Annotated in this window: 19 protein-coding genes; 9 read left to right on the top strand and 10 right to left on the bottom strand. The window is 58.8% G+C overall.

The features are described 5' to 3' along the window. Positions 1–11: 11 nt before the first annotated feature. Genes AB6K10_RS01920 through AB6K10_RS01930 form a run of 3 tightly spaced genes read right to left on the bottom strand, consistent with a single transcriptional unit; the run spans position 12 to position 3027 of the window. Positions 12–896, bottom strand: coding sequence for an ATP-binding cassette domain-containing protein (locus AB6K10_RS01920; RefSeq protein WP_285263686.1), 885 nt, complete (start codon positions 894–896; stop codon positions 12–14). 1 nt (position 897) lies between these two features. Continuing rightward, positions 898–2028 carry an ABC transporter permease gene (locus AB6K10_RS01925; RefSeq protein ID WP_285263687.1) on the bottom strand — a complete coding sequence of 377 codons (1131 nt, stop codon included), beginning with the start codon at positions 2026–2028 and terminating at the stop codon, positions 898–900. 54 nt (positions 2029–2082) lie between these two features. Then, entirely contained in the window at positions 2083–3027 is a 945-nt protein-coding gene (locus AB6K10_RS01930) for a sugar ABC transporter substrate-binding protein (protein WP_285263688.1), read from the bottom strand. Positions 3028–3256: 229 nt separating this feature from the next. On the opposite strand from AB6K10_RS01930, the gene AB6K10_RS01935 reads away from it, so the two are divergent. The 5 genes from AB6K10_RS01935 (at position 3257) to AB6K10_RS01955 (ending at position 8378) form a co-directional block, all read left to right on the top strand. Continuing rightward, entirely contained in the window at positions 3257–4120 is an 864-nt protein-coding gene (locus AB6K10_RS01935; protein WP_285263689.1) for a MurR/RpiR family transcriptional regulator, read from the top strand. A gap of 43 nt (positions 4121–4163) precedes the next feature. Beyond that, positions 4164–5171 (top strand): inositol 2-dehydrogenase, encoded by a 1008-nt coding sequence (iolG, locus tag AB6K10_RS01940; RefSeq protein WP_339117874.1) that lies wholly within the window; start codon positions 4164–4166, stop codon positions 5169–5171. 11 nt (positions 5172–5182) lie between these two features. Then, positions 5183–5986, top strand: a complete 804-nt coding sequence (gene iolB, locus AB6K10_RS01945; protein ID WP_339117875.1) for a 5-deoxy-glucuronate isomerase — start codon at positions 5183–5185, stop codon at positions 5984–5986. Positions 5987–6107: 121 nt separating this feature from the next. Then, positions 6108–6851, top strand: coding sequence for a sulfite exporter TauE/SafE family protein (locus AB6K10_RS01950; RefSeq protein ID WP_339117876.1), 744 nt, complete (start codon positions 6108–6110; stop codon positions 6849–6851). Between the two features lie 135 nt (positions 6852–6986). Continuing rightward, complete coding sequence (locus AB6K10_RS01955) at positions 6987–8378, top strand: alpha-amylase family protein (protein WP_339117877.1); 1392 nt, start codon at positions 6987–6989, stop codon at positions 8376–8378. Between the two features lie 78 nt (positions 8379–8456). Here the strand turns inward: AB6K10_RS01955 and AB6K10_RS01960 are convergent, their stop codons facing one another. Both AB6K10_RS01960 and AB6K10_RS01965 read right to left on the bottom strand, forming a co-directional pair. Continuing rightward, positions 8457–9158, bottom strand: a complete 702-nt coding sequence (locus tag AB6K10_RS01960) for an HAD-IB family hydrolase (protein ID WP_339117878.1) — start codon at positions 9156–9158, stop codon at positions 8457–8459. Between the two features lie 76 nt (positions 9159–9234). After that, entirely contained in the window at positions 9235–11934 is a 2700-nt protein-coding gene (locus AB6K10_RS01965) for an EAL domain-containing protein (RefSeq protein WP_339117879.1), read from the bottom strand. Between the two features lie 204 nt (positions 11935–12138). On the opposite strand from AB6K10_RS01965, the gene AB6K10_RS01970 reads away from it, so the two are divergent. Then, positions 12139–13668 (top strand): diguanylate cyclase, encoded by a 1530-nt coding sequence (locus tag AB6K10_RS01970; protein ID WP_339117880.1) that lies wholly within the window; start codon positions 12139–12141, stop codon positions 13666–13668. Positions 13669–13677: 9 nt separating this feature from the next. Here AB6K10_RS01970 and AB6K10_RS01975 read toward each other — a convergent pair whose 3' ends face one another. The 5 genes from AB6K10_RS01975 to AB6K10_RS01995 form a co-directional block, all read right to left on the bottom strand. Next, entirely contained in the window at positions 13678–14982 is a 1305-nt protein-coding gene (locus tag AB6K10_RS01975) for a TRAP transporter large permease (RefSeq protein ID WP_305947683.1), read from the bottom strand. A gap of 23 nt (positions 14983–15005) precedes the next feature. Next, positions 15006–15569, bottom strand: a complete 564-nt coding sequence (locus tag AB6K10_RS01980) for a TRAP transporter small permease (protein WP_305947682.1) — start codon at positions 15567–15569, stop codon at positions 15006–15008. A gap of 76 nt (positions 15570–15645) precedes the next feature. Next, on the bottom strand, positions 15646–16635 hold the full coding sequence (locus AB6K10_RS01985) for a TRAP transporter substrate-binding protein (RefSeq protein ID WP_253018441.1): 990 nt from the start codon (positions 16633–16635) through the stop codon (positions 15646–15648). Positions 16636–16648: 13 nt separating this feature from the next. After that, positions 16649–17641, bottom strand: a complete 993-nt coding sequence (locus tag AB6K10_RS01990; RefSeq protein WP_285263698.1) for a LysR family transcriptional regulator — start codon at positions 17639–17641, stop codon at positions 16649–16651. A gap of 5 nt (positions 17642–17646) precedes the next feature. Then, the gene (locus AB6K10_RS01995) at positions 17647–17805 is read right to left on the bottom strand and encodes a hypothetical protein (protein WP_253018445.1); all 159 of its coding nucleotides are present in this window, start codon (positions 17803–17805) and stop codon (positions 17647–17649) included. 363 nt (positions 17806–18168) lie between these two features. Here AB6K10_RS01995 and AB6K10_RS02000 point away from each other — a divergent pair, with 363 nt between their 5' ends. The 3 genes from AB6K10_RS02000 to AB6K10_RS02010 are packed head-to-tail and all read left to right on the top strand — an operon-like array spanning position 18169 to position 20551. After that, positions 18169–18921 carry a 5-oxoprolinase subunit PxpA gene (locus AB6K10_RS02000; RefSeq protein WP_339117881.1) on the top strand — a complete coding sequence of 251 codons (753 nt, stop codon included), beginning with the start codon at positions 18169–18171 and terminating at the stop codon, positions 18919–18921. Continuing rightward, positions 18918–19622 (top strand): 5-oxoprolinase subunit PxpB, encoded by a 705-nt coding sequence (gene pxpB, locus AB6K10_RS02005; protein ID WP_339117882.1) that lies wholly within the window; start codon positions 18918–18920, stop codon positions 19620–19622. The genes AB6K10_RS02000 and pxpB overlap by 4 nt, the downstream gene beginning before the upstream one ends. Then, positions 19619–20551, top strand: a complete 933-nt coding sequence (locus AB6K10_RS02010; RefSeq protein WP_339117883.1) for a biotin-dependent carboxyltransferase family protein — start codon at positions 19619–19621, stop codon at positions 20549–20551. Before pxpB ends, AB6K10_RS02010 begins: the two co-directional genes overlap by 4 nt. Positions 20552–20594: the final 43 nt, after the last annotated feature.

Below are 20594 nucleotides of genomic sequence, written 5' to 3' on the forward strand. Positions count from 1 at the left end.
GCCGTAACGGATTAGTAACCGCCAGCAATACGTGGTGAAGGCTGCCCAGCACGGGGTGCCTCCTCATGAGCAACTTGACCGGCCACGCTGGTCTTCTTGGCGCTATCTTCTCGCTGGAATTCCGCAAGCTCCGCGTCCAGACTCTCAAGCTCGGCGCCCCCCGCCATCATGTTGAGTACCTCTTCGCGGGTGATATCTTCTTTGCGGAAGGAGCCCAAACTGCCGCCGCGTGACAGTAGGGTGAAGGCATCCGCCACGGGATAAGCGTGGTGGACGTTGTGGGTAATGAAGATAACCGCCAAGCCGTCGGCGCGCGCTTTGGCGATGTAGCGCAGCACCACGGAGGCCTGCTTGACCCCAAGGGCGGATGTTGGCTCATCCAAAATCAGCACTTTGGCGCCAAAGTAGACGGCTCGGGCAATGGCCACACACTGGCGTTCGCCACCGGAAAGCGTGCCCACCGGCTGGCTTGGGTCGCGTACGTCAATACCGATTTTGGCCATTTCTTCCTTGGCGATCCGATCGGCATATTTCCAATCGATACGCTTCAAGGGCCCCCAACCTACCGTTGGTTCACGGCCCATGAAGAAATTACGGGTAATCGACATTAATGGCACCATCGCCAAATCCTGAAAAACGGTGGCGATACCGGCGTCGAGTGCATAAGCCGGAGACTTGAAACGGGCGGGCTTGCCATCCAGCAGCATCTCGCCGTGGGTAGGCTGGTGAACACCGGAGAGGGTTTTGATCAGCGTCGACTTGCCAGCGCCGTTGTCCCCCAAAAGGCACATTACCTCACCGGAATAGACCTGCATCGAGATATCGCTCAAAGCGATCACACTGCCGAAGTGTTTGCTGACACTGCGCATTTCGATCATGGGCGTACGAGTGGTCATCTTATTTGGCCTCCATCGCCTTTTTGCGCATGTAATTGTTGAAAAGCACCGCCACCAGCAACATCACGCCCAGGAAGACCTGGAACCAGTCAGTATTGACACCGGTGTAAAAAATGCCCATTTGCACCATGCCGAAGATCAGTGCGCCCAGCGCCGCGCCAATGGCAGATCCATAGCCGCCAGTCAGCAAAGCGCCGCCAATGACCACGGCGATGATGGCCTCTAGCTCTTTCAACAAGCCGCGAATGGTATCCGCCGAGCCGGTATCCATGACCTGAATGCAGGCGAAAATGGTGGCGGAGAACGCGGTGAACATGAATAGTGAGATTTTGACGCGATGGACGGGCACCCCCGAGTTGCGCGCCGCATTGGCATCGCCGCCACTGGCGAATATCCAGTTACCGTAAGGCGTACAGAGCAGCACCCAAGTGGCTACAGCGGTTAAACCGAACCACCAGACGATGGAGACCGGAATGCCTGAGACGACAGGGTTGCCCGCAAAGTTGGTGGCGATCCAGCCATTGGCCGCCATCCAACTAAAGAGCCCCGTCGCGACTTCGCCCGAGAAGAGCGCCGCGAACCAATCACCGGGGATATGATCCTTAACGCCCCCCACCTGAGTACGCCCTGTCAGTAAGCGACTGATACCGATCGCCAAGCCACGCAGAATGAAGAGAAATCCCAGCGTGACGATGAACGAAGGCAACCCCGTGCGGTTCACCAGATTACCATTGATCCATCCCACGAAAGCGGCACATGAAAACGCTAGCAAGATGGCCGCCCACAGTGGCCAGCCATACTCGACGGCGGGTATGGCGATCAGGATGCCGGCCAAGCCGATCATCGACCCAATCGAGAGATCGAACTCCCCTCCAATCATTAGCAGCGCAGCCGCCGTGGCGATAATGCCTAGCTGGGCCGACACTTCGAGAAAATTGATGATGCCTGCGGGGGTAAACATTCCCGTGCCACTAGAGGCCACGATGAAGAAAGCAAGCACCAATACCGCACCGGCTAACGCCCCCAGCTCTGGGCGATTGAGGGCCTTCTTCCAAAAAGAGACGCGCTGGATACGTTCATCTTGATCCGCCGCGGCTGGTGCAACCGATTGTTTCGTTTCAGTGGAACTCATGGCGATCGACTCCCAAGGCCCGGCACCGCCGAGCCCTTTCCGATTAGCTCGTTATCAACGGATACCCTGGCTACTCAGCTCAATCACCTGAGCGGCGTTTTCCTGAGTGACAAATCCTGGGCCAGTGGCAACGTCTCCCGCAGGCAGCAGACCATTCTTGACGAACTGACCTAGGAACATGACGGGCAAGTAGCCTTGCAGGTACTGCTGCTGGTCGATCGCAAAATCGAGCTCTCCCGCATTCAAAGCTTCCAAAATGCCGGGGGAAAGGTCGAAGGTGCCAAGCGTGAACATCTCGGTGGCCCCCTGCTCTCGCAGGGCACGAATCATGGGGTCTGCCGTCAGAGCACCCAGCGTTAAAATACCCCGCACGTCACTGTTCTGGTTGAGATAGGCCACGATGGCATTGCGAATCGCCGTGGGGTCATAAGTGGTGGCTAGCTGTTCGGCGTTGCCATCGAAACCGTCTACAAAGCCGTCACAACGTTGATCCAACCCTTGATTGCCTTGCTCATGGTTGACGCAGACACCTTTCTCAACGCCCATTTCCTGCATTCGCTCAGCAGCCTGCCGGCCCGCTTCGTACTCGCTCTGTCCCACGTGCAAACGGGCACCATAATCCCTGGCCACATCACCACCCGAGTTGATGGTAATGACCGGAATGCCGTTATCGACGGCATTCTGAACCACGCTACCCAGCGCATTTTCATCGGTGAAGGAGAGAATCAAACCGTCGGGGTTAGAGGCTACCGCCGCCTGAACGAGCTGTTGCATTTGGGCCATATCGAATGTGGAGGGTGCGCGATACTCCAAACTCGCCCCAACGGTTTCAGCCGCCGCTTCAGCGCCGTTTTTCACCACTGACCAAAAGGGGTCAGAGGGGACGCCATGCGTCACCATCACGAAACGACTGCTTTCCTGTTCTTGTGCCTGAGCAGCACCGGTTACTAATGCCGTCGCCGCAGCAGACGCGAGTAGCCATTGAGATAGACGTGCCATGAGTCATTCCTCTTAACGTTATCGTTGTTGGTAGGGAGGTGGCATTCGATGCCTTGACGCAATGGAATATAGGTTCCAAATACAAACCCTTGCAAATTATTTATTCTATACTTTGGTATAAATGGAACATTTATTCCAATCAACTAGACTGCATGACAACCAGCCATTTTGCTCGGCCCGTCGCGCCTGAGTGAATGAGGGGTACATGAGTTAACGCTAAGGAATTCGTATGCCGCAGCCACCACAAAGCTACCGTGAGCTGGAAACGCTGATCACCGCCGAGTACGCCACTTTAAGCAAACGTTTGCAGCAAACCGCGCGTTTTATGCTCGATCACCCTCAAGAAGTTGCTTTAGCGACCGTCGCTAAAATTGCCGAGCAGGCGGATGTCACACCCTCCACCTTGATTCGCTTGGCCAATAGCCTGGGCTTTAAGGGCTTTTCTGAAATGCAGCAGCTGTTTCGCAGCCGCCTGGTCGATGAGTTGCCCAACTACACCGAGCGCATTCGCGCGGTGCGCAGCGCTACCGGAGAAACCCCAGATAGCACCCAGCTATTGTGGGAGTTCGCCGATGCCAATCGCGCCGTTTTAGAGCAGCTTCCCAGCCGCATCAATCCAGAGAGCCTGGAGAAGGCGCTGGATATTTTTGAGCAGGCCCGCGCAATTCATGTGATGGGCGCCCGGCGAAGTTTCATGGTCGCCAGTTATATGACCTATGCCTTGGCGCATGTTGAGAAGCCCGCTTTACTGGTCAGTGGGTTAGGGGGTATGTACGGCGAGCAGCTACGCGCCATGGGCCCACACGACGCCCTATTGACGATTAGCTTCTCCCCCTACGCCGAAGAGAGCCAGAAAGCCTGCGAAGACGCCCATCAGCGCGGCCTCCCCATTGTGGTGATCACCGATTCGAACCTGAGCCCGCTGGCCCGTTTCGCGGATGTCGTCTTCGTGGTCAGCGAAGCCGAAGTAAAAAGTTTTCGTAGCTTGACCGCGTCGCTCTGCTTGACCCAGACCTTGGCAATTGCCCTGGGGGTGCGGCAAGACAAAACACGCGACAAAGAAAAGGGCCAGGACAAACAACATAAGGCCTAAACACCAAAAGCAAGCCAACAGTAAAAACAAAACAGGAGAGCTTATGAAAATCGCACTCATCGGCGCAGGTCGCATCGGCAAGGTGCATGCCCAGGCCATTCACTCGCACCCAAACGTCACCCTGGCCGCCGTGGCCGATTTTCATCAGCCTGCCGCAGAAGCGTTGGCCGAGCATTACGCCAGCCGAGCGGTCTCTATGGATGAAATCTTCGCGGACGACGCCATTGACGCCGTACTGATTGCTTCAAGCACGCCCACCCATGCGGAGTATCTGGAGCGTGCCGCACGCGCGGGCAAGGCAATTCTGTGCGAAAAACCCATCGCCCTGGATTTAGCCCGCACGCGAGACGCTCTGCAGGTACTCAGTGAGCATCCAGTGACCTGTGCGCTAGGCTTTAACCGCCGCCACGACCCTCAGTTTTCGGCACTGAAAAAAGCGATTACCGAAGGCCGTATTGGCGCGTTGGAAACGCTGACCATCATTAGCCGCGACCCCTCTCCCCCGCCTGCCGAGTACGTGGCCGAATCCGGCGGCCTGTTTCGGGACATGATGATCCACGATCTGGACATGGCACGCTGGCTACTCGATGAACCCATCGAAAGCGTCTTTGCCGTCGGCAGTAGCATCATCGACCCAGCGATCGGCGAAGCGGGGGATGTGGATACCGCCATGGTGACCCTTACCACGACCAGCGGAAAGCTTTGCCAAATCAGCAACTCACGACGCGCCAACTACGGCTACGATCAGCGTATCGAAGCCTTCGGCAGCCAAGGCATGCTGCAAGCCCAAAACGAGAGCGATACACGGTTACGCTTTACCGGCGAGGCGGGGCAAGTGGAGGAGAAACCCAAGTGGTTTTTCTTGGAGCGCTATGCCGAGGCTTATCGGTTAGAGATTGGTGACTTTGTCGATGCTTGGCGCGAAAAGCGTGCTCCTCTAGCAGGCGCCCAGGATGGCTTGGAAGCCTTGCGATTAGCCGATGCAGCGGAGCGCTCGCTGCGCGAAGGCCGCAAAATCCTGCTTCAGGCTGATGCCAACCTTGATAAATAAAGGAGCAACGTATGGCTTCTCTACTAGTACGCCCCACCGCCCCAGATGCCCAAGGCATCGTGATCGACGTTACCCCAACATCGGCTGGCTGGACGCACGTTGGCTTCCGGGTGCATAAACTCGCCAAAGGTCAGTGCCTGGAGGCCAGCAGCGATTACCAGGAAGTGTGCCTGGTGTTGCTCACTGGGCGTGCCACGGTGACCAGCGGCGAGCACCGCTTTGAAGATATCGGCGAGCGCATGGATATCTTTGAGCAAATCCCGCCCTACGCGGTTTACCTGCCCAATGGGGTTAGCTACGCGGTGGAAGCGACAACGGACTTAGAGCTAGCGGTGTGCGCCGCCCCTGGGCATGGTAACCATGCCCCACGGCTCATTACGCCTGGAAACATCAAGCAGAGCACCCGCGGCCAGGGCACCAACACCCGCCATGTACACGACATCCTGCCGGAAACCGAACCCGCCGATAGCCTGCTGGTGGTCGAAGTATTCACACCCGCAGGCAACTGGTCGAGTTACCCGCCGCACAAACACGATGTGGATAACTTACCCCACGAGTCGCTGCTGGAAGAGACCTACTACCACCGCATTAACCCTGAACAAGGGTTCGCCTTCCAGCGCGTTTACACCGATGACCGCAGCCTTGATGAAACCATGGCGGTGGAAAACGGCTGCTGCGTGCTGGTGCCTAAAGGCTACCATCCGGTGGGCGCTTCCCATGGCTACTCGCTCTACTATCTGAATGTCATGGCGGGCCCCAAGCGCGTCTGGAAGTTTCATAACGATCCCGATCACGAGTGGTTGATGAACACATGATGCGCTAGTGCTTTGCCCGCTAACATTTATCTAATGCTATCCTGTGTTGCCCCGCTTCTGCGGGGCTTTTTTGTGACAGCTGTTTTCAATCATCCTATTTTCATCACCCTTTGAGGCCTCCATGCTCCCGGATTACTCCCTTATCGCCTGGCTGTTGATCGTTTTTTCGGTGTATCTCACCGGAGTCTCCAAGGGGGGCTTTGCGGGTGGCTTTGGCACGCTCTCAGTGCCGCTGATGGCAGTGGCGATTAGCCCCACCCAGGCAGCTGGGCTGCTGCTGCCGTTACTGCTGGTGATGGACGTCTTTGCCGTCAAAGCGTGGTGGGGCAAGCATGATCGCGCGGAGGTATGGCGCTTTGTGCCGGGGCTGTTCATTGGCGTGACGGTGGGAACGCTGCTGTTTGGCAGCCTGAGCGAGCAGGGCGTGCGGCTGGTGCTGGGTGTTCTATCGGTCGTGTTTGCGGCCTATATGCTGCTCAAACCCGTGGCGAAAAAACCCATCTCCACCTACTGGGCGCTGCCCGCCGCAAGCGTGTGCGGTTTTACCAGCTTCATTGCCCATGCGGGCGCACCGCCGATGAACATGTACCTGATGCCGCGCAAGCTCGCCAAAGAGACCTTCATTGCTACCTGCACAGTGACCTACGCCGTGGTGAACACCATCAAACTCGGCCCGTATATGTGGCTAGGCGAAGTCAACATGACCAGTGCCTGGGCCTCGCTGCTGCTGGTACCCGTGGCGTGGATCGGGGTACGTAACGGTCTTTGGCTACAGAGTCGCGTCAATGAAAAGCTGTTTTACCGCCTGGTCATTCTGGCCATGTTCCTGGTGGGCCTTAATTTGGTATGGCAAGCCGTGCGTTAGTCACCGGGGCCGATGGTGCGGACAAGCAGGCGCCCTCCTCCTCTTGTCTACGCCCCTCGGCGCTCTCGTAAGGAGGGTTTGAGTCACTTTGTATACCGTCATGTTATTCGCCACAATGACAACAAAGGTGATCTCATGTTTGCGAAATACTCCGTTGCCCTGGCTGCCAGCGCGGCACTGAGCATAGGGCTTTCCGCGCAACCTGCTAGCGCTGATACGTTCGTGCACTTATTTGAATGGCAGTGGGAAGATGTTGCCCAGGAGTGCGAAAATTGGCTAGGACCAAAAGGATTTAAAGCCGTACAGGTCTCGCCCCCACAAGAGCACATTCAGGGGGATGCTTGGTGGACTCGCTACCAGCCGGTCAGCTATCAGCTGGAAAGCCGCAGCGGCTCCAGCGACGCCTTTGCTGATATGGTGCAGCGCTGCAATGCAGCGGGGGTCGATGTGTACGCGGATGCGGTGATTAACCATGTGGCCCACGGCAAGGGCCAGGGCATTGCAGGCTCGTCTTATGACAATGAAGCACTGAACTATCCCCATTATCAGCGCGATGACTTCCACGAACCCTGCAGCATCGAACAGAGCGACTATACGCAAAATGCTGAGCGCGTTCGGCAATGTCAGCTAGTCGGCCTACCCGATCTGAACACGAGCGACCCCACCGTGCAGAGCCATATTGCGGATTACTTGGATACCTTGGCAGCACTGGGTGTGAGAGGTATTCGGGTCGATGCAGCCAAGCATATGGCCCCCAGCGATATTGCGGCTATTCTGGCGCAGGTAGATGCGCCGCTTTACGCCTTTCAGGAAGTCATCGACCTAGGCGGCGAGGCGATCAGTGCCACGGAGTATCAAGGTACGGCGGATATCACTGAGTTTCGCTACGGCGCGTCTCTTGGTGATATTTTCAACAATCGAGCCCTGGCCAACCTTCAGCAGTTTGGCGAATCACCTGCCCTGCTGCCGAGCGATCAAGCCGTCGTATTTACCGATAACCATGATAATCAGCGTGGCCACGGGGCGGGCGGCAGCAATATTCTGACGCATCGAGATGATGCGCTTTATCGCTTAGCCAACGTGTTCATGCTGGCATGGCCGTATGGATACCCGAAAGTCATGTCGAGCTACGCCTTTTCCGACAGCGACCAGGGCCCGCCACAAGTCGCCGTCTACCAGCAGGGCGAGGCCCAATGTGGGGAAGCCTGGGTATGCGAACACCGCTGGCCCGAGATTGCCAATATGGTCGCGTTTCGCCAACAAGCCGACGGCTCAGAGGTCACCCACTGGTGGGATAATGGCCATCATCAAATCGCCTTCAGCCGCGAAGCCCAGGGCTTTATTGCGATTAACCGGGAGCCGCAAGCGCTCACCCACACTTTTCAAACCGATATGGCAGATGGCCGCTATCAAAACGTGACGGCTGAGGGACAGTGTATCGTGGTAGAGGATGGTCAACTGACGTTGAGCGTTCCTGCCATGTCTGCGGCAGCCCTGCACGTCGGCGCTCCCTGTCCAGCCTCATAGCCTGGTCGTCTAACGGGCTCTGCCAGCAGAGCCCTTCAAAGAGATGTTATGGCGCGACTGGCAACTCTCGCCATGCGCTTAAATTGCCTTAGCAACTTGGGCAAGTGCGGATGCCCGCCAGTCTAAGCGTCGCCACCCTTCTACGCTAGCTACCTCGACCAATACCGGGTCGGGGTTGACCGCTACGGCGCAATCCACGTACTGCAGCAGCGGCAGGTCATTGCGGGAGTCGGAGTAGAAGGTGGTATGGCTTGGGGTGATGGCGTGTTCTGCTAGCCACTGCTGAAAGCGGATCACCTTGCCGCCTCGGTACGAGAGCACGCCTTGGCTAGCGCCGGTATACACACGCCCCTCCTCCGAAGTGGCGACTTCCAGCTCCACCGCGAGCACGTGCTCGATGCCCAACGCCGCCGCAATGGGGGCCACCAAATGGTGGGATGAGGCAGAGATCAGCACCAGGATATCGCCCGCCTTTCGATGGCTTTCTAGGCAGCGCCACGCCTGATCAAAAATACGCGGCTGTAGATGGGTGGCGACAAAGCGCTCCACCTCTTTTTCGACGTCGGACACTCGCCGCCCTTTCAAGGGAGCCAACGTCATGGCGAGGTACTCTTCCAACTTGAGCTTGCCCGCGTGATAGGCCTGCTGCATCTGCTCCGCACGCGCCATGAAGCGCTCCGCGTCGCTGATCCACCCTTGCTCAATCATCCATAAATTCCAGCGGTCGCTGCAGTCTCCATCCAGGAGGGTGTCATCAAGGTCAAACAGGGCCAGGCGCATGGGAAACTCCTATCGTCGCGGTTTGGCGCGCGTAGGGTATGCCAAGCATGATGACAGTAAGATGACGAACGCGCGCCTAACGGCTCAGCCAGGTACGGGCAAAACTGTCGGCCGACAGCGGTTTGCCAAACCAGTAACCTTGCGCCTGATTGCACCCCATCTCGGCCAGTAGCGCTGCCTGGGCGGCACTCTCGACGCCTTCGGCGAGGGTTTTCATATCCAGCGTGTTGGCCATGGCGATGATCGTTTGCACGATGGCGCGATCGTGGTGGTTATCCAACATATCGCGCACGAACGAGATGTCGATTTTGAGCGCATCGGCTGCGAAACGACGCAGGTAAGAGAGCGAAGAGTAGCCGGTGCCAAAATCGTCGATGAACAGCGCATAGCCTGCTTGGCGCATGGCCTGGGTGATGATGACCGCCTGATCGGGGTCGCGCATGAAGTCACTTTCGGTCAGCTCGATGGCAATCGCACTGGGCGAGACGCTGGAGGTGAGCGTGGCAATATGGGTGGTCAAGCGCGGGTCGGCAAACTGCTGCGCGGAGATGTTGATCGATAGCCGTCCAGGGAGCGGTGTACCCGCCGCCTGCCACTCGCTCAGCTGGCGAGCGGCCTCTTCCAGCACCCAGTCGCCGAGTAAACGAATCAGCCCGCGCTCCTCTGCCAGGGGGATGAACTCGCCCGGGCTTACCCAGCCCCATTCGGGATCGTGCCAGCGGCACAGCGCCTCTGCCCCGGTCAACGCTTGAGTGTGTAAATCCACCTGAGGCTGGAAGTAGAGTTCCAGCCGCCGCTCCAAGATCGCCACGTGCAGCCGCTCGGTCATCCATTGGCGGCGCTCCAGGGTATGACGCATGGTTTGCGTATAAGGAGAGATGTTGGTGTCGCGCTTTTTGGCGTGGTGTAGCGCGATGCTAGCCGCATTGAACAGCTCGCTGGCCTTGGCAACATCGCCAGGGTAGCGCGCAAAGCCAATGCTCACGTCCAAATTGAAGACACGATGATCCAAACGAATCGGCCGCTTGACCAAGCTGCACAGCTGTTTGACCACGTCATCCACGCTCGCGCGATCGATGTGAGGCAACAGCAGCGCGAACTCGTCCCCCGACAGTCGCGCGCAGTGCACGTTCGGCAGGTCCAGGTGACGCAAACGTCCCGCCACGGTGGCCAATAACTGATCACCAATGTGATGGCCGTGCAGGTCGTTGATCTCTTTGAAGCGGCGCAAATCCAACAGCAGCAGCGCCAGCGGCGACGTCTGCTCATGGGCAAGCTGGCCCATGTCGCGCAGATACTCCATGAACTGCACCCGGTTGGGCAAACCGGTCGTGCTATCGGTGTAGGCCAGCTGATGCATATGGCGATGGTCACGGCGTCGCTCTAGCTCCGCTGCCGCTCCCGTGGAGAGAATCTGTAGCACCGACGTAGCAAAGGCATTGGTGGTTAACGGCGCTTGGTAAAACACCATCATCGCCCCAATGGCTTCGCCTTTTGCGTTATCCAGCCGTCGACCAATCCAGGCTTGTGCGCTCAGCGTAGCGCCCGGCAAGGTGAAGCGCTGGCCATGATGGACGACACTCTCTTGTTCGAGTACGACGCGTTCGACCGGCGTATCGCGCAGCAAAAAGGTGTGATTCTTGCGAGGCTGACCGGCGACGACCAAGCTCACGGTATGACCCGTGGTGGCGGGTAGCACATTATTGGGGTGGGGTGACGCTCCCTGGGGCGGCGGTACGGGCTGATCCAGTAGGGCAATGAACCCTGCATCGGCTTCCAATAGCGTGGTCAGCGTGGCGATCAGCTGCTGAAAGTAGTCATCGCCTACCCGGGAGGTCACGGTCGAGGCGACTTGTACGACCGCCTGCTGCACTCGCTGCGCCTCTTGCTGGTCGGTCACGTCGGTAATGAAGCCTTCCAAACAGAGCACGTCCCCTTCGTCGGAGAAAATGGCCTGCCCCTGTTCCCACATCCAGCGCTCGCTGCCGTCGCGATGCCGGATACGAAACGTCACCCGATAAGGGCGGCGCTGGCGAATCGCCGCCTGCACCTCCTGGAACAGCCGCTCTTGATCCTCCTTGTGCACGAGACTGGCAAAACTCGTCACTCGGCTGTGTTCCAACTCCTCCGGCCGATAACCGGTCAGCGCTTCGGCACCTTGACTCACTAACTGCATGGTCCAGTCGTGGTCATTCAGGCAGCGGTAGGCCATGCCGGGCAAGTGATTGAGCAGGGTGTTCAGCCGCCGCTCGCTCTCTTTGGCGGCGGCCTCGCTTTTGCGCAGCGCGGCTTCTGCCTGCCGACGACCCAGCTCGGCACCCGCTTGTGCGGCGGCAATACGCAGAATTTCGTTCTCTAACCCATCGAATGCCATGGCACGATTGTTGAGCACGGCCAGTAGGCCAATGGCCGAGCCATCGGGTCCAAACAGCGGCAAGCCCATGTAGCTATCGGCACCGAGCTGGCTCAGGAGATCGTCTTCTGGAAAGCGGGACTGCACATCGCAGGCGTACAGACAGGGCTCACGACCTACCACGGTTTCACAAGGGGTGCCCGCCAGCGGATAGGAGAGATTGGCTTGCAAGCCCCCTCTTGACCAAACGGCCAGGGTTTCCGCTATATTGGCATCAGTGACGACCGCCACCAGCGCATGGTCGACGGCCAGTAGATGAGCAAGCTGTTCCACCAGGGTAGCAAAGAAACAGGGCTGACCACTGAGTCCGACCCCTTCTGCCAACTGGCGAAAAATCTCTGCTGCTTCTTTCCTTGTGTGCATCGTTGCACTCGCTTATGTCGTTATAGAGCAGCTAAGCTTTGCCACTGTTTTAACAAAGCACGGCGACGTTTGCACCATAAACAGCTACCTTATGGAAGATGTCGAAAATGCCCAAGCGTATCGGTGGCCTTGGCATTATGATAAAAACATCTATCGCTATTCAGTTGACTGCCCGCTTCGCTGCACGGCATTTGAGGAGACACTATGACGGGGCCTACCGCCGTCAGCGAAACACTCTACACCTCGCTGGCTAACCAGCTTCCCAGCTTTCTCAGCAGCGCCTTGCTGCAATGCAAGCGACTACCGACCCTACCCGCCGTAGCGCTCAAGGTGCTAGACATCTCGCGCAGTGGCGACGCCACTTTGAGCGATTACGCCCGCGCCATCGAACACGACCCTGCCCTGACGGCCCGGGTCATGAGCGTGGCCAATAGCGTGCACTACCTGCGCGCGGCTCAGCCGCCTCATACCTGTTTCGAGGCGACCCAGCGCCTGGGGCTGGATGTCACCCTGGCCACGGTACTGAGCTTTTGCCTGTTTGAACATGGCCACACCGCCCGCAGTCGCCAGCACTTTTGGCAGCGCGCCGTCACGGCGGCCGTCGCCGCGAGCTACCTCGCGCAGCAGCTCTGCCCCCACCAGTCCGGGAGCGTGTTTACCTCGGCGCTATTGCAAGACATTGGCATGTTGGCCCTGCAAACCGCCTACCCCACCGACGCTGACCTGCTGTATGGCACCGAGCACACCTCCCACCTACATACCCTTCAGGTGGAAAGGCGCTATTTCGGCTGCGACCACGCTCTGGTGGGCGCTTGGTTGCTGGCAAAATGGGGCGCCCATGACGCGTTAGTGCAGGCGATCCACGGCAGCCACGACGGGCTCGATACCGAGGATAACGCTGCGCTCTGCCTACGGGTCTCCGGCTCGGTGGCCGATGCTTGGTTATCGGCCAATCCCGCTCAAGCATTAGCGGGCGTGATACGCCAGCTCCAGGCGTTAGCGCCTGCGAGCGAGTGGGCCATGTCTGGGCTGCTGGCACACCTGGAGCAGTCCCTTCCCCCCTTGATGGACACCCTCGGACTGAGTCAGCCCGTCCCGGTCGACAGCGTAGCGCTACTGCAGGAGGCTCAGCAGCTGCTCTTCGAGCACACATTGATGCTTAGCGCTCGCTTGGACGCCCAGCAAAAAGCACGCAAAACGCTGCTCAACGATTACGCCATGCTAGAGCAGCGCAGCCGGATCGACCCGCTGACCCAACTGGCCAATCGCGCTTGGCTGGAGGAGCAGCTACGCGCGCGCTTTCACCTCTGCCTATCGACCAAACGCACCATGTCGGTGGTGTTCATCGACCTGGACCACTTCAAAGTGCTCAACGATCGCTTCGGCCATCAGGCGGGCGATGAAGTGCTCACCCGTTTTGGCAAAATGCTCGCTTCGCTGATTCGCGTGGGCGACCTGGCGGGCCGCTACGGGGGCGAAGAGTTTCTGGTGATTCTGCCGGACGAGGATGCCGAGGGCGCGAGACGTTTTGCCGAACGCATTACTCGACGCTTGCAGGAGCGCCCCATGGCACGGATCGAGCAAGAGGCGCTTTACGTCTCCGTGTCGATTGGCGTGGCTTGCCTGACCGACGGCGGCTTTGGCAACGAGCGAGAACTGATCGATGCCGCCGACCAGAGCATGTACTTCATCAAACGCTCTGGCCGGGGCGGGGTGTCGGTGTATGGTCACTAACCCTGGCCGTCAGCTCGTCATGGCATAGGGCAGGTAGAGTGCGATGCTGGGGAAGAGATGCATGAGCGCAATGGCCAGCAGCATCAGCAAAAAGAACGGCAGCGTCGCTTTGGTGATGGTCAAAATATCCTTACCGGTCAACCCTTGGATGACGAACAGGTTAAAGCCAACCGGCGGCGTGATTTGCGACATCTCGACCACGATCACCAGGTAAATGCCGAACCAGATCAGATCGAAGCCCGCAGCGCTGATGACCGGCATGATAATCGCCGTCACCAGCAGGATCAGCGAAATACCGTCCAAAAAGCAGCCCATGATGAGCAGCAGCAGCGTCAGCGCAATGAGCAGCATCGTAGGCGAGAGCCCCATCTCACCAATCGCCTGCGCCAGCTTCATGGGAACCTGAGTAAAGCCCATGGCCGAAGTGAGGAACGACGCACCGGCAATGATGAAGGCGATCATGCACGCCGTACGCACCGCCGCAAACAGCGAGTCGGTAAAAATCCCTCGATTGAAGTGGCCATTGAACCGGGCAATGATCATCGACAGCACCACGCCCACCGCAGCCGCTTCCGTCGGCGAGGCCAATCCGCCGTAAATCGAGACGATGATGCCGCCGATCAGCAGCAAAATAGGCACCAGCGCCCAGGTATTGCGCAGCTTTTCGGCGAAGCTCATATCGGATTCATCGGCACCGGTCAGGCCAGCACGGTTGCCTTTGAGCAGCGCCCACAGCACCAAATACGCCATGAACAGCGCCAAGATCATTAAGCCGGGACCAATGCCCGCCATAAAGAGCCGCGAGATCGACTGCTCCGTGACCACACCGTAAACGATCAGCACGATCGAGGGCGGAATCAGCAGACCCAGCGTGGACGCACTGGCCAGCGTACCAATCGCCATATTGCTGTCGTAGCCACGACGCTCAAGCTCTGGCAGGGTCATTTTGCCCACCGTGGCACACGTTGCTGCCGATGAGCCGCACACCGCTGCAAACATCCCGCTACCAATGATATTGGTATGCAGCAAACGGCCCGGCAGGCGATTCAACCAGGGGGACAGTCCACGGAACATGTTGTCCGCCAACCCCGAGCGAAACAGAATCTCGCCCATCCAGATAAACATCGGCAGCGCCGTCAAATCCCAGCCGTAGCTTGCCCCCCAAAAATCGGAGGCCAGAATGGGGCCGGGGTCAAACGGGCTGAAAAACTGCAGCGCAATCCATGCGGTGCCTATCAAGGCAAAGGCAATCCACACCCCGCTGCCCAACAGCAGCACCAGGGTCAACATAGTCGCTAAACTTAGTAGTAGCACGAGGGTCTCTCCCGAGTCGCTGCTTAATGCGCGTCGTTATCGTCGATGGACATGGCTTCCCGAAAGCTTGCCGGGTCGCGTATGGCAATGCGCCCAGCCATCCATAGTGCTTCTAATAGCGCCAAGGCCAAAAGCCCTACCCCAACGGCGAGCACCACCTGGGGAATCCATAGAGGAATCGACATAAAGCCCGATGACACATCGTTGTACTGCAGGCTTTCCCTCGCCAAACCGATCAGGCCGTAGGCCAGCAAAACGCTGATGACCAACGCGATCAACAGTCCGAAGACCTCAAACCACACGCGCACGGCTGACGGCAGACGTGAAATCAGTAAGGTCACTCGGATATGGGCATGATGAACAAAGGTGTAAGCCAGCCCCAGAAACGTGGCGCCCACCAATAAATAGGAGGCCATTTCCGACACCCCCGTAATACTGATACCGAGTCGGTTAACGCCCACCAGCACCAGTAGGGCATCCACTAAACGGAAAGTGACTTGGAGCGCGATCAGCGCACAAATGGCCACCATGCACGCTGCTGCGCCCCAGGCACCCAGGCGATAGAGTTTGTCGAATTTAAACGTCATGTTCGCAGTCTCACAGAGCGCGTAGGGGAAGGGGCAGCCCGCGAGCTGCCCCAGGCGTTACCGAAGCAACGAGGCTTTAGTTGCCACGCTGCGAGCGGTAGGTTTCCAGTGCCGCTTTGGCTTCATCGTCTGCACGAGACTGCCAATCGGCGAATAGCTCGTCACCGGCCGCCTGCAGTGCAGCCGCTACGTCAGCATTGGGCGTCGATACGCTAATGCCATTCTCTTGTAGCGCCGCCAGGCTTTCCTCGTTGTTCTCACGGCTCATCTGCCAACCGCGCTCTTCGGCACGCGCCGCTGCTTCCATCAGCGCGTCTTGAGTCGCTTCGTCTAAGCGGTCAAAGCTGCGCTGGCTGATGAAGACGATGTTCTTCGGCAGCCACAGGTTGGCATCGGTGTAATCGGTCACGTAATCCCACGCGGCCATCGAGTTACCGGTAGAGCTGGAGGTAATCATGGCGTCCACACGGCCCGTGCTGAAGGCCGTGGGAATATCGGACTCTTCAGTTTCGGTGGGGCTGCCGCCCAGGTTATCGACGAAGCGCTGGGTGTTGATGTTCGGCGCACGCACGCGCAGCCCTTCGAACTGGGCCGGATCCGTCAGCGGCTCGGCGGTATAAATACCCTGCGCAGGCCAGGCGACGGCGTAGAGCGGAATCAGCCCTTCATAGGCGAACAGCTCGGTGATCATTGGCTTGGTGGCTTCCCACAGCGCGTAAGCATCGTCGTAGCTACCGGCCACACCGGGCAGCGTATCGACTTCGAAAATCGGGTCGTCGTTGGAAAGGATCGACAGGAACACCTCACCGGCATCGATGGTGCCGCGACGCACCGACGGTTTGATCTCCCCGTGGGACACCAGTGAACCGCCGCTATGGACGGTAATGGTGAGCTCGCCATCCGTGGCTTCTGCCACGTCTTCCGCGAACTGCTTGGTGTTTTGGGTATGGAAGCTGGCATCGCCGTAGGGCGTCGCCATGGTCCATTCAGCGGCCTGAGCGGTCGCGGCGGCGGCAAGGCTGCAAGCCGTGGCAAGAAGCAGGGGGGTAGCCAAGCGGGTACGCATAGGAAAAGTCCTCTTATTCATATTGATGGAGGTGCTGCACGGGGGTGGAGGAAGGAGCGCTAGGTGTGACCCAGCGTCCGGTAAAACACGTGTTCGTGATCTCGGTATGCTTTTCGGCGGCATACGCCAGCGCGCACTCCTGCGCTAAGCGCCCAACGCCGCGGCAGAAGCGCGGATGATTGGCGCTACGCCAAATCACATCATAGTGCATGGCGGGTAACGGCGCGGGGAGGGCCAAGCGGTAGAGCTCGCCACGTCGCCACTCATCCAACACGGTAGCGACCGGTAGCGCGCCAATCCCTAGGCCTTCGGTGGTCAAACGCACAATGGTCATCAGCGTACTGACGCTATGAATACGCGGCTGCGGCACCCCTTGCGCGGCGAGATAGCTCACCAGCTCTTCGTAAGGGCGCGCCAGCTTGCCAAAGGAGATGAACGGCAGCGTGGTGCACCACGCGTGGGGGCGTGCGCTCAGCATTTGGGCATGGCGTGGCGAGACGAACATGCCCATTTCGTAGGGGCTTAGCGTCTCTTGGTCGATCTGCTCGGGGGGCAGGTAGCCGTTCATGGCCAAGAGAATATCCAGCTCGTTGCTCATCAACCGCTCGTTAAGCGCGGGAGAGTAGTCGACGGTCAGTTCGATGATCAGCTTGGGGTAGCGCTCGGTGAGGCGCTGCATGAAGCGAGGAAACCAGCTATGGGCAATCGTCTCGATCGTGCCGAGCCGCAACGGTGCCGAGAAATCCTCTTCGCTGTCGAACAGCTTCAAGGCTTCATCGCGCTGAGCCAGCATACGCTCGGCGTGGAGAAAGAACTCTCGACCGCGCATCGTGGGCTGAATAGGCCGCGCCGAGCGCTCTAACAGCAGCTCGCCCACCGTGCTCTCTAGCCGTGAGATACGCTCGGAGACGGAGGGTTGCGTGATGTGTAAGCGCACCGCCGCTTTACGAAACGAGCCAAGCCTGACGGCCCATACGAAGGCGTCGAGTTCCTTAAAATCCAGCATCGTCTTCACCAGCCTATCAAAAGCGCATTCATGGAAAGCACCGCATCAGGCGCTTTCACCACGCCGCCCACCGCGGGTAACCCTGGTGAAGCGTCGCTATGCAAATGTGTGTGCAACCTGCCGTGCTGGGCACGGGCAAGCTGTCGCGGGGCTGGCAACCGCATGTGGTACTCCTCGGAAATCACCCTTCCCTAACCATTGTTATAAGTGTCGCAAACGCGCGACATACGGCGGATCAGGGCGTCTCTTTTGTAATCTTTTTTGAGTCGCTTTCTTTAGTTGATAATCGTATCACGCCCTAGCGTCAACTATTTTTCTACTAAATAACAGCATGATAGGAACCACCGATACTTAATATCGCTAAAAACGATTGGCACTTGAGACACAGGCTCCATATATTATTTTTGCGTTAACACAACCATAAACATACTGACTAACGAGTCATCATGATTAGCAAATGGTTTCCTCATTTAGCTAATTAATTGCGATATCAATTACTAACAACACGCAATCCTGCAGGAGACGTTATGGCGATTCCGCTGCTTAACTGCGATATGGGCGAAAGTTTCGGCAACTGGTCGATTGGTTTGGACGCCGATGTCATGCCCTACGTTGACTGTGCCAACATTGCCTGCGGTTACCACGCATCCGACCCCCACGTGATGCGCAAGACAGTAAAGCTTGCCGTTCAGCACGGCGTAAAAATTGGTGCGCACCCTGGCTACCCGGATTTAATGGGCTTTGGCCGCCGCTCCATGGCCTGCTCGCCTGCCGAAGTGGAAGACATGATGCTCTACCAAATCGGCGCACTAGCGGGCATTTGCCAAGCGGAAGGCACCGCGCTGAGCTACGTCAAACCCCACGGGGCGATGTACAACGACATGGCTGCCAATCTGGCATTGCTGGAAGGTGCCATGCGCGCCGTGAAGGCATTCGATGCCCGCCTGCCGCTCATGGTGATGGCCACCGCCAACCCAGCGCCGCATCGTCAGTTAGCGGAAAAAATGGGCGTGACGCTGTGGTTTGAAACCTTCGCAGACCGCGCGTATGAGGCCACTGGGCACTTAGCCTCTCGCCGCCTGCCGGGGGCCGTGCACCACGACCAAGCCACCATCGTCGCCCAAGCCGTCGCGCTTGCGAAAGGGGAACCCCTCACCGCCCGGGATGGCAGCGCCTTGCAGTTGCCCTGCGACACGCTCTGCGTGCATGGCGATAACCCCGAATCCGTGGCCGCCGTGCGCGCCATTCGTGAGGCCTTTACGGCGCTGGAGTCCGCGTGAAACTGCGCTTAGAAACGGCAGCGATGGACGCCCTGACGGTGCGTCTGTTCGATGCCATTGATGAAAGCAATATGGCGTGGATCATGGCCGCCGACGAGGCGCTACGGCGCGCCTTCGATCACGCGCTGATTGATCTCATTCCGTCGTACACCACCCTGCTGGTGCACTACGACTGCCAAAAGCTCACCTTTGCCCAAGCCTCGACGCTCGCGCGCAGTGCGCTGCGCAATTTAACGCCCGCCGATGCCCAACAGGGCCAGCTCCACGAAATCCCCGTATGGTACGACGAGCGCGTTGGCCCGGAACTGCCCATCGTTGCCCAGCGCGCCGGCCTCAGCGTCGAGGCGCTGATTGAGCGCCACTGCAGTCACGACTACTGCGTGTTTGCACTGGGCTTTGCCCCTGGCTACGGCTTTATGGGCCTGGTGGATGAAGCCATTGCCACGCCGCGTTTGAAAACGCCCCGCCGCCGCGTGGCGGCAGGAAGCGTAGGCATTGCCGACCGGCAAACCGCGATTTACCCCCTGCTTTCGCCGGGTGGCTGGAACATTCTTGGCAGAACAGCCGTGCCGCTTTTCGAGCACGCCAAACGTGGCGAGCCGCTGCTGCGACCGGGCGATAAAGTGCGCTTTAAGGCGATATCCCAATCAGAATTTGAAGCGGCTGGGGGCGATACGACCCCGCTGGAGGAGCGGTCATGAGCCAACCCATGTTGACCGTCAAGCAAGCCGGTCCGCTGGCGCTGATCCAAGACGCGGGCCGCTTCGGCGTCGGCCACTTAGGCGTGACTCAAGGCGGTGCCGCCGACTGGATCGCCTTCCGCTGGGCCAACTGGCTGCTGGGCAACCCGCTGGAGAGCGCCGCGCTGGAAATCGTCATGGGCGGCAACCTGACGCTGGTGGCCAATAGCGACGTGCGCCTTGCCCTCACCGGAGCCGACCTTGCCGCCACGCTGGAGGGCCAACCGCTGACGCCCAACGACAGCTTTATGATGCAAGCGGGCCAAACGCTGGTCTTTCGTCAGCCGCGAAAAGGCCTGCGCGCGTACCTTGCCTTTCCTGGCGGGCTTGATGCGCCAACAGTGCTGGGCAGCCAAGCCTGCACGGCAAGAGAGCACATCGGCGGCCTGCACGAAGATGGCAAACCGCTTAAAACCGGCGATCAGCTCACCTGGAAAGGCAGCAGCGCCACGCCGCGACAGTTACCCCAAGGCACCCTGCTTCCCCTGCCCGACTCAGAAGAAACCGTGCTGGACATGGTGCTGGGCTCCCAAGCCGCGCACTTTGCCGGGCGCAGCCTGTTCGATGCCTTCAACCAGCCCTGGACCGTGGACCAACGCGCTGACCGCATGGGCATTCGACTGACCGGCAAAGCGCTGAACAGCCGCCTGGGCGGCATCGTCTCTGAGGGGATTCCGTTAGGGGCCGTGCAGATTCCTCCCGATGGCCAGCCGATCATTCTGATGAACGATCGCCAAACCATCGGTGGCTACCCGCGCCTGGGTGCTTTGACGCCCATGGCCTGCGCCCGCCTCGCCCAGTGCTTGCCGGGCACCAAGGTGCGTTTGCAGCCCATCAGTGCGACGCAGGCGCAGGCGGCCTACAGAGCGCAGTTATTGAAGTGGCAGTAAGGCTAAAAAGCCCCTCATCAGGGGCTTTTATCGCTAGGAGTGC

Source organism: Halomonas sp. BMC6 (genome assembly GCF_964204995.1).
Classification (GTDB): domain Bacteria; phylum Pseudomonadota; class Gammaproteobacteria; order Pseudomonadales; family Halomonadaceae; genus Vreelandella.

What these genes read in the sequence shown, in the direction of transcription:
- AB6K10_RS02000 (WP_339117881.1), top strand. Translation starts at nt 18,169, where the DNA reads ATGGCGATTCCGCTGCTTAACTGCGATATGGGCGAAAGTTTCGGCAAC.
- AB6K10_RS01925 (WP_285263687.1), bottom strand. Translation starts at nt 2,028, where the DNA reads ATGAGTTCCACTGAAACGAAACAATCGGTTGCACCAGCCGCGGCGGAT.
- iolB (WP_339117875.1), top strand. Translation starts at nt 5,183, where the DNA reads ATGGCTTCTCTACTAGTACGCCCCACCGCCCCAGATGCCCAAGGCATC.
- AB6K10_RS01930 (WP_285263688.1), bottom strand. Translation starts at nt 3,027, where the DNA reads ATGGCACGTCTATCTCAATGGCTACTCGCGTCTGCTGCGGCGACGGCA.
- AB6K10_RS01935 (WP_285263689.1), top strand. Translation starts at nt 3,257, where the DNA reads ATGCCGCAGCCACCACAAAGCTACCGTGAGCTGGAAACGCTGATCACC.
- AB6K10_RS01995 (WP_253018445.1), bottom strand. Translation starts at nt 17,805, where the DNA reads ATGCGGTTGCCAGCCCCGCGACAGCTTGCCCGTGCCCAGCACGGCAGG.
- AB6K10_RS01985 (WP_253018441.1), bottom strand. Translation starts at nt 16,635, where the DNA reads ATGCGTACCCGCTTGGCTACCCCCCTGCTTCTTGCCACGGCTTGCAGC.
- AB6K10_RS01955 (WP_339117877.1), top strand. Translation starts at nt 6,987, where the DNA reads ATGTTTGCGAAATACTCCGTTGCCCTGGCTGCCAGCGCGGCACTGAGC.
- AB6K10_RS01970 (WP_339117880.1), top strand. Translation starts at nt 12,139, where the DNA reads ATGACGGGGCCTACCGCCGTCAGCGAAACACTCTACACCTCGCTGGCT.
- AB6K10_RS01965 (WP_339117879.1), bottom strand. Translation starts at nt 11,934, where the DNA reads ATGCACACAAGGAAAGAAGCAGCAGAGATTTTTCGCCAGTTGGCAGAA.
- AB6K10_RS02010 (WP_339117883.1), top strand. Translation starts at nt 19,619, where the DNA reads ATGAGCCAACCCATGTTGACCGTCAAGCAAGCCGGTCCGCTGGCGCTG.
- AB6K10_RS01960 (WP_339117878.1), bottom strand. Translation starts at nt 9,158, where the DNA reads ATGCGCCTGGCCCTGTTTGACCTTGATGACACCCTCCTGGATGGAGAC.
- AB6K10_RS01950 (WP_339117876.1), top strand. Translation starts at nt 6,108, where the DNA reads ATGCTCCCGGATTACTCCCTTATCGCCTGGCTGTTGATCGTTTTTTCG.
- AB6K10_RS01980 (WP_305947682.1), bottom strand. Translation starts at nt 15,569, where the DNA reads ATGACGTTTAAATTCGACAAACTCTATCGCCTGGGTGCCTGGGGCGCA.
- AB6K10_RS01920 (WP_285263686.1), bottom strand. Translation starts at nt 896, where the DNA reads ATGACCACTCGTACGCCCATGATCGAAATGCGCAGTGTCAGCAAACAC.
- AB6K10_RS01990 (WP_285263698.1), bottom strand. Translation starts at nt 17,641, where the DNA reads ATGCTGGATTTTAAGGAACTCGACGCCTTCGTATGGGCCGTCAGGCTT.
- iolG (WP_339117874.1), top strand. Translation starts at nt 4,164, where the DNA reads ATGAAAATCGCACTCATCGGCGCAGGTCGCATCGGCAAGGTGCATGCC.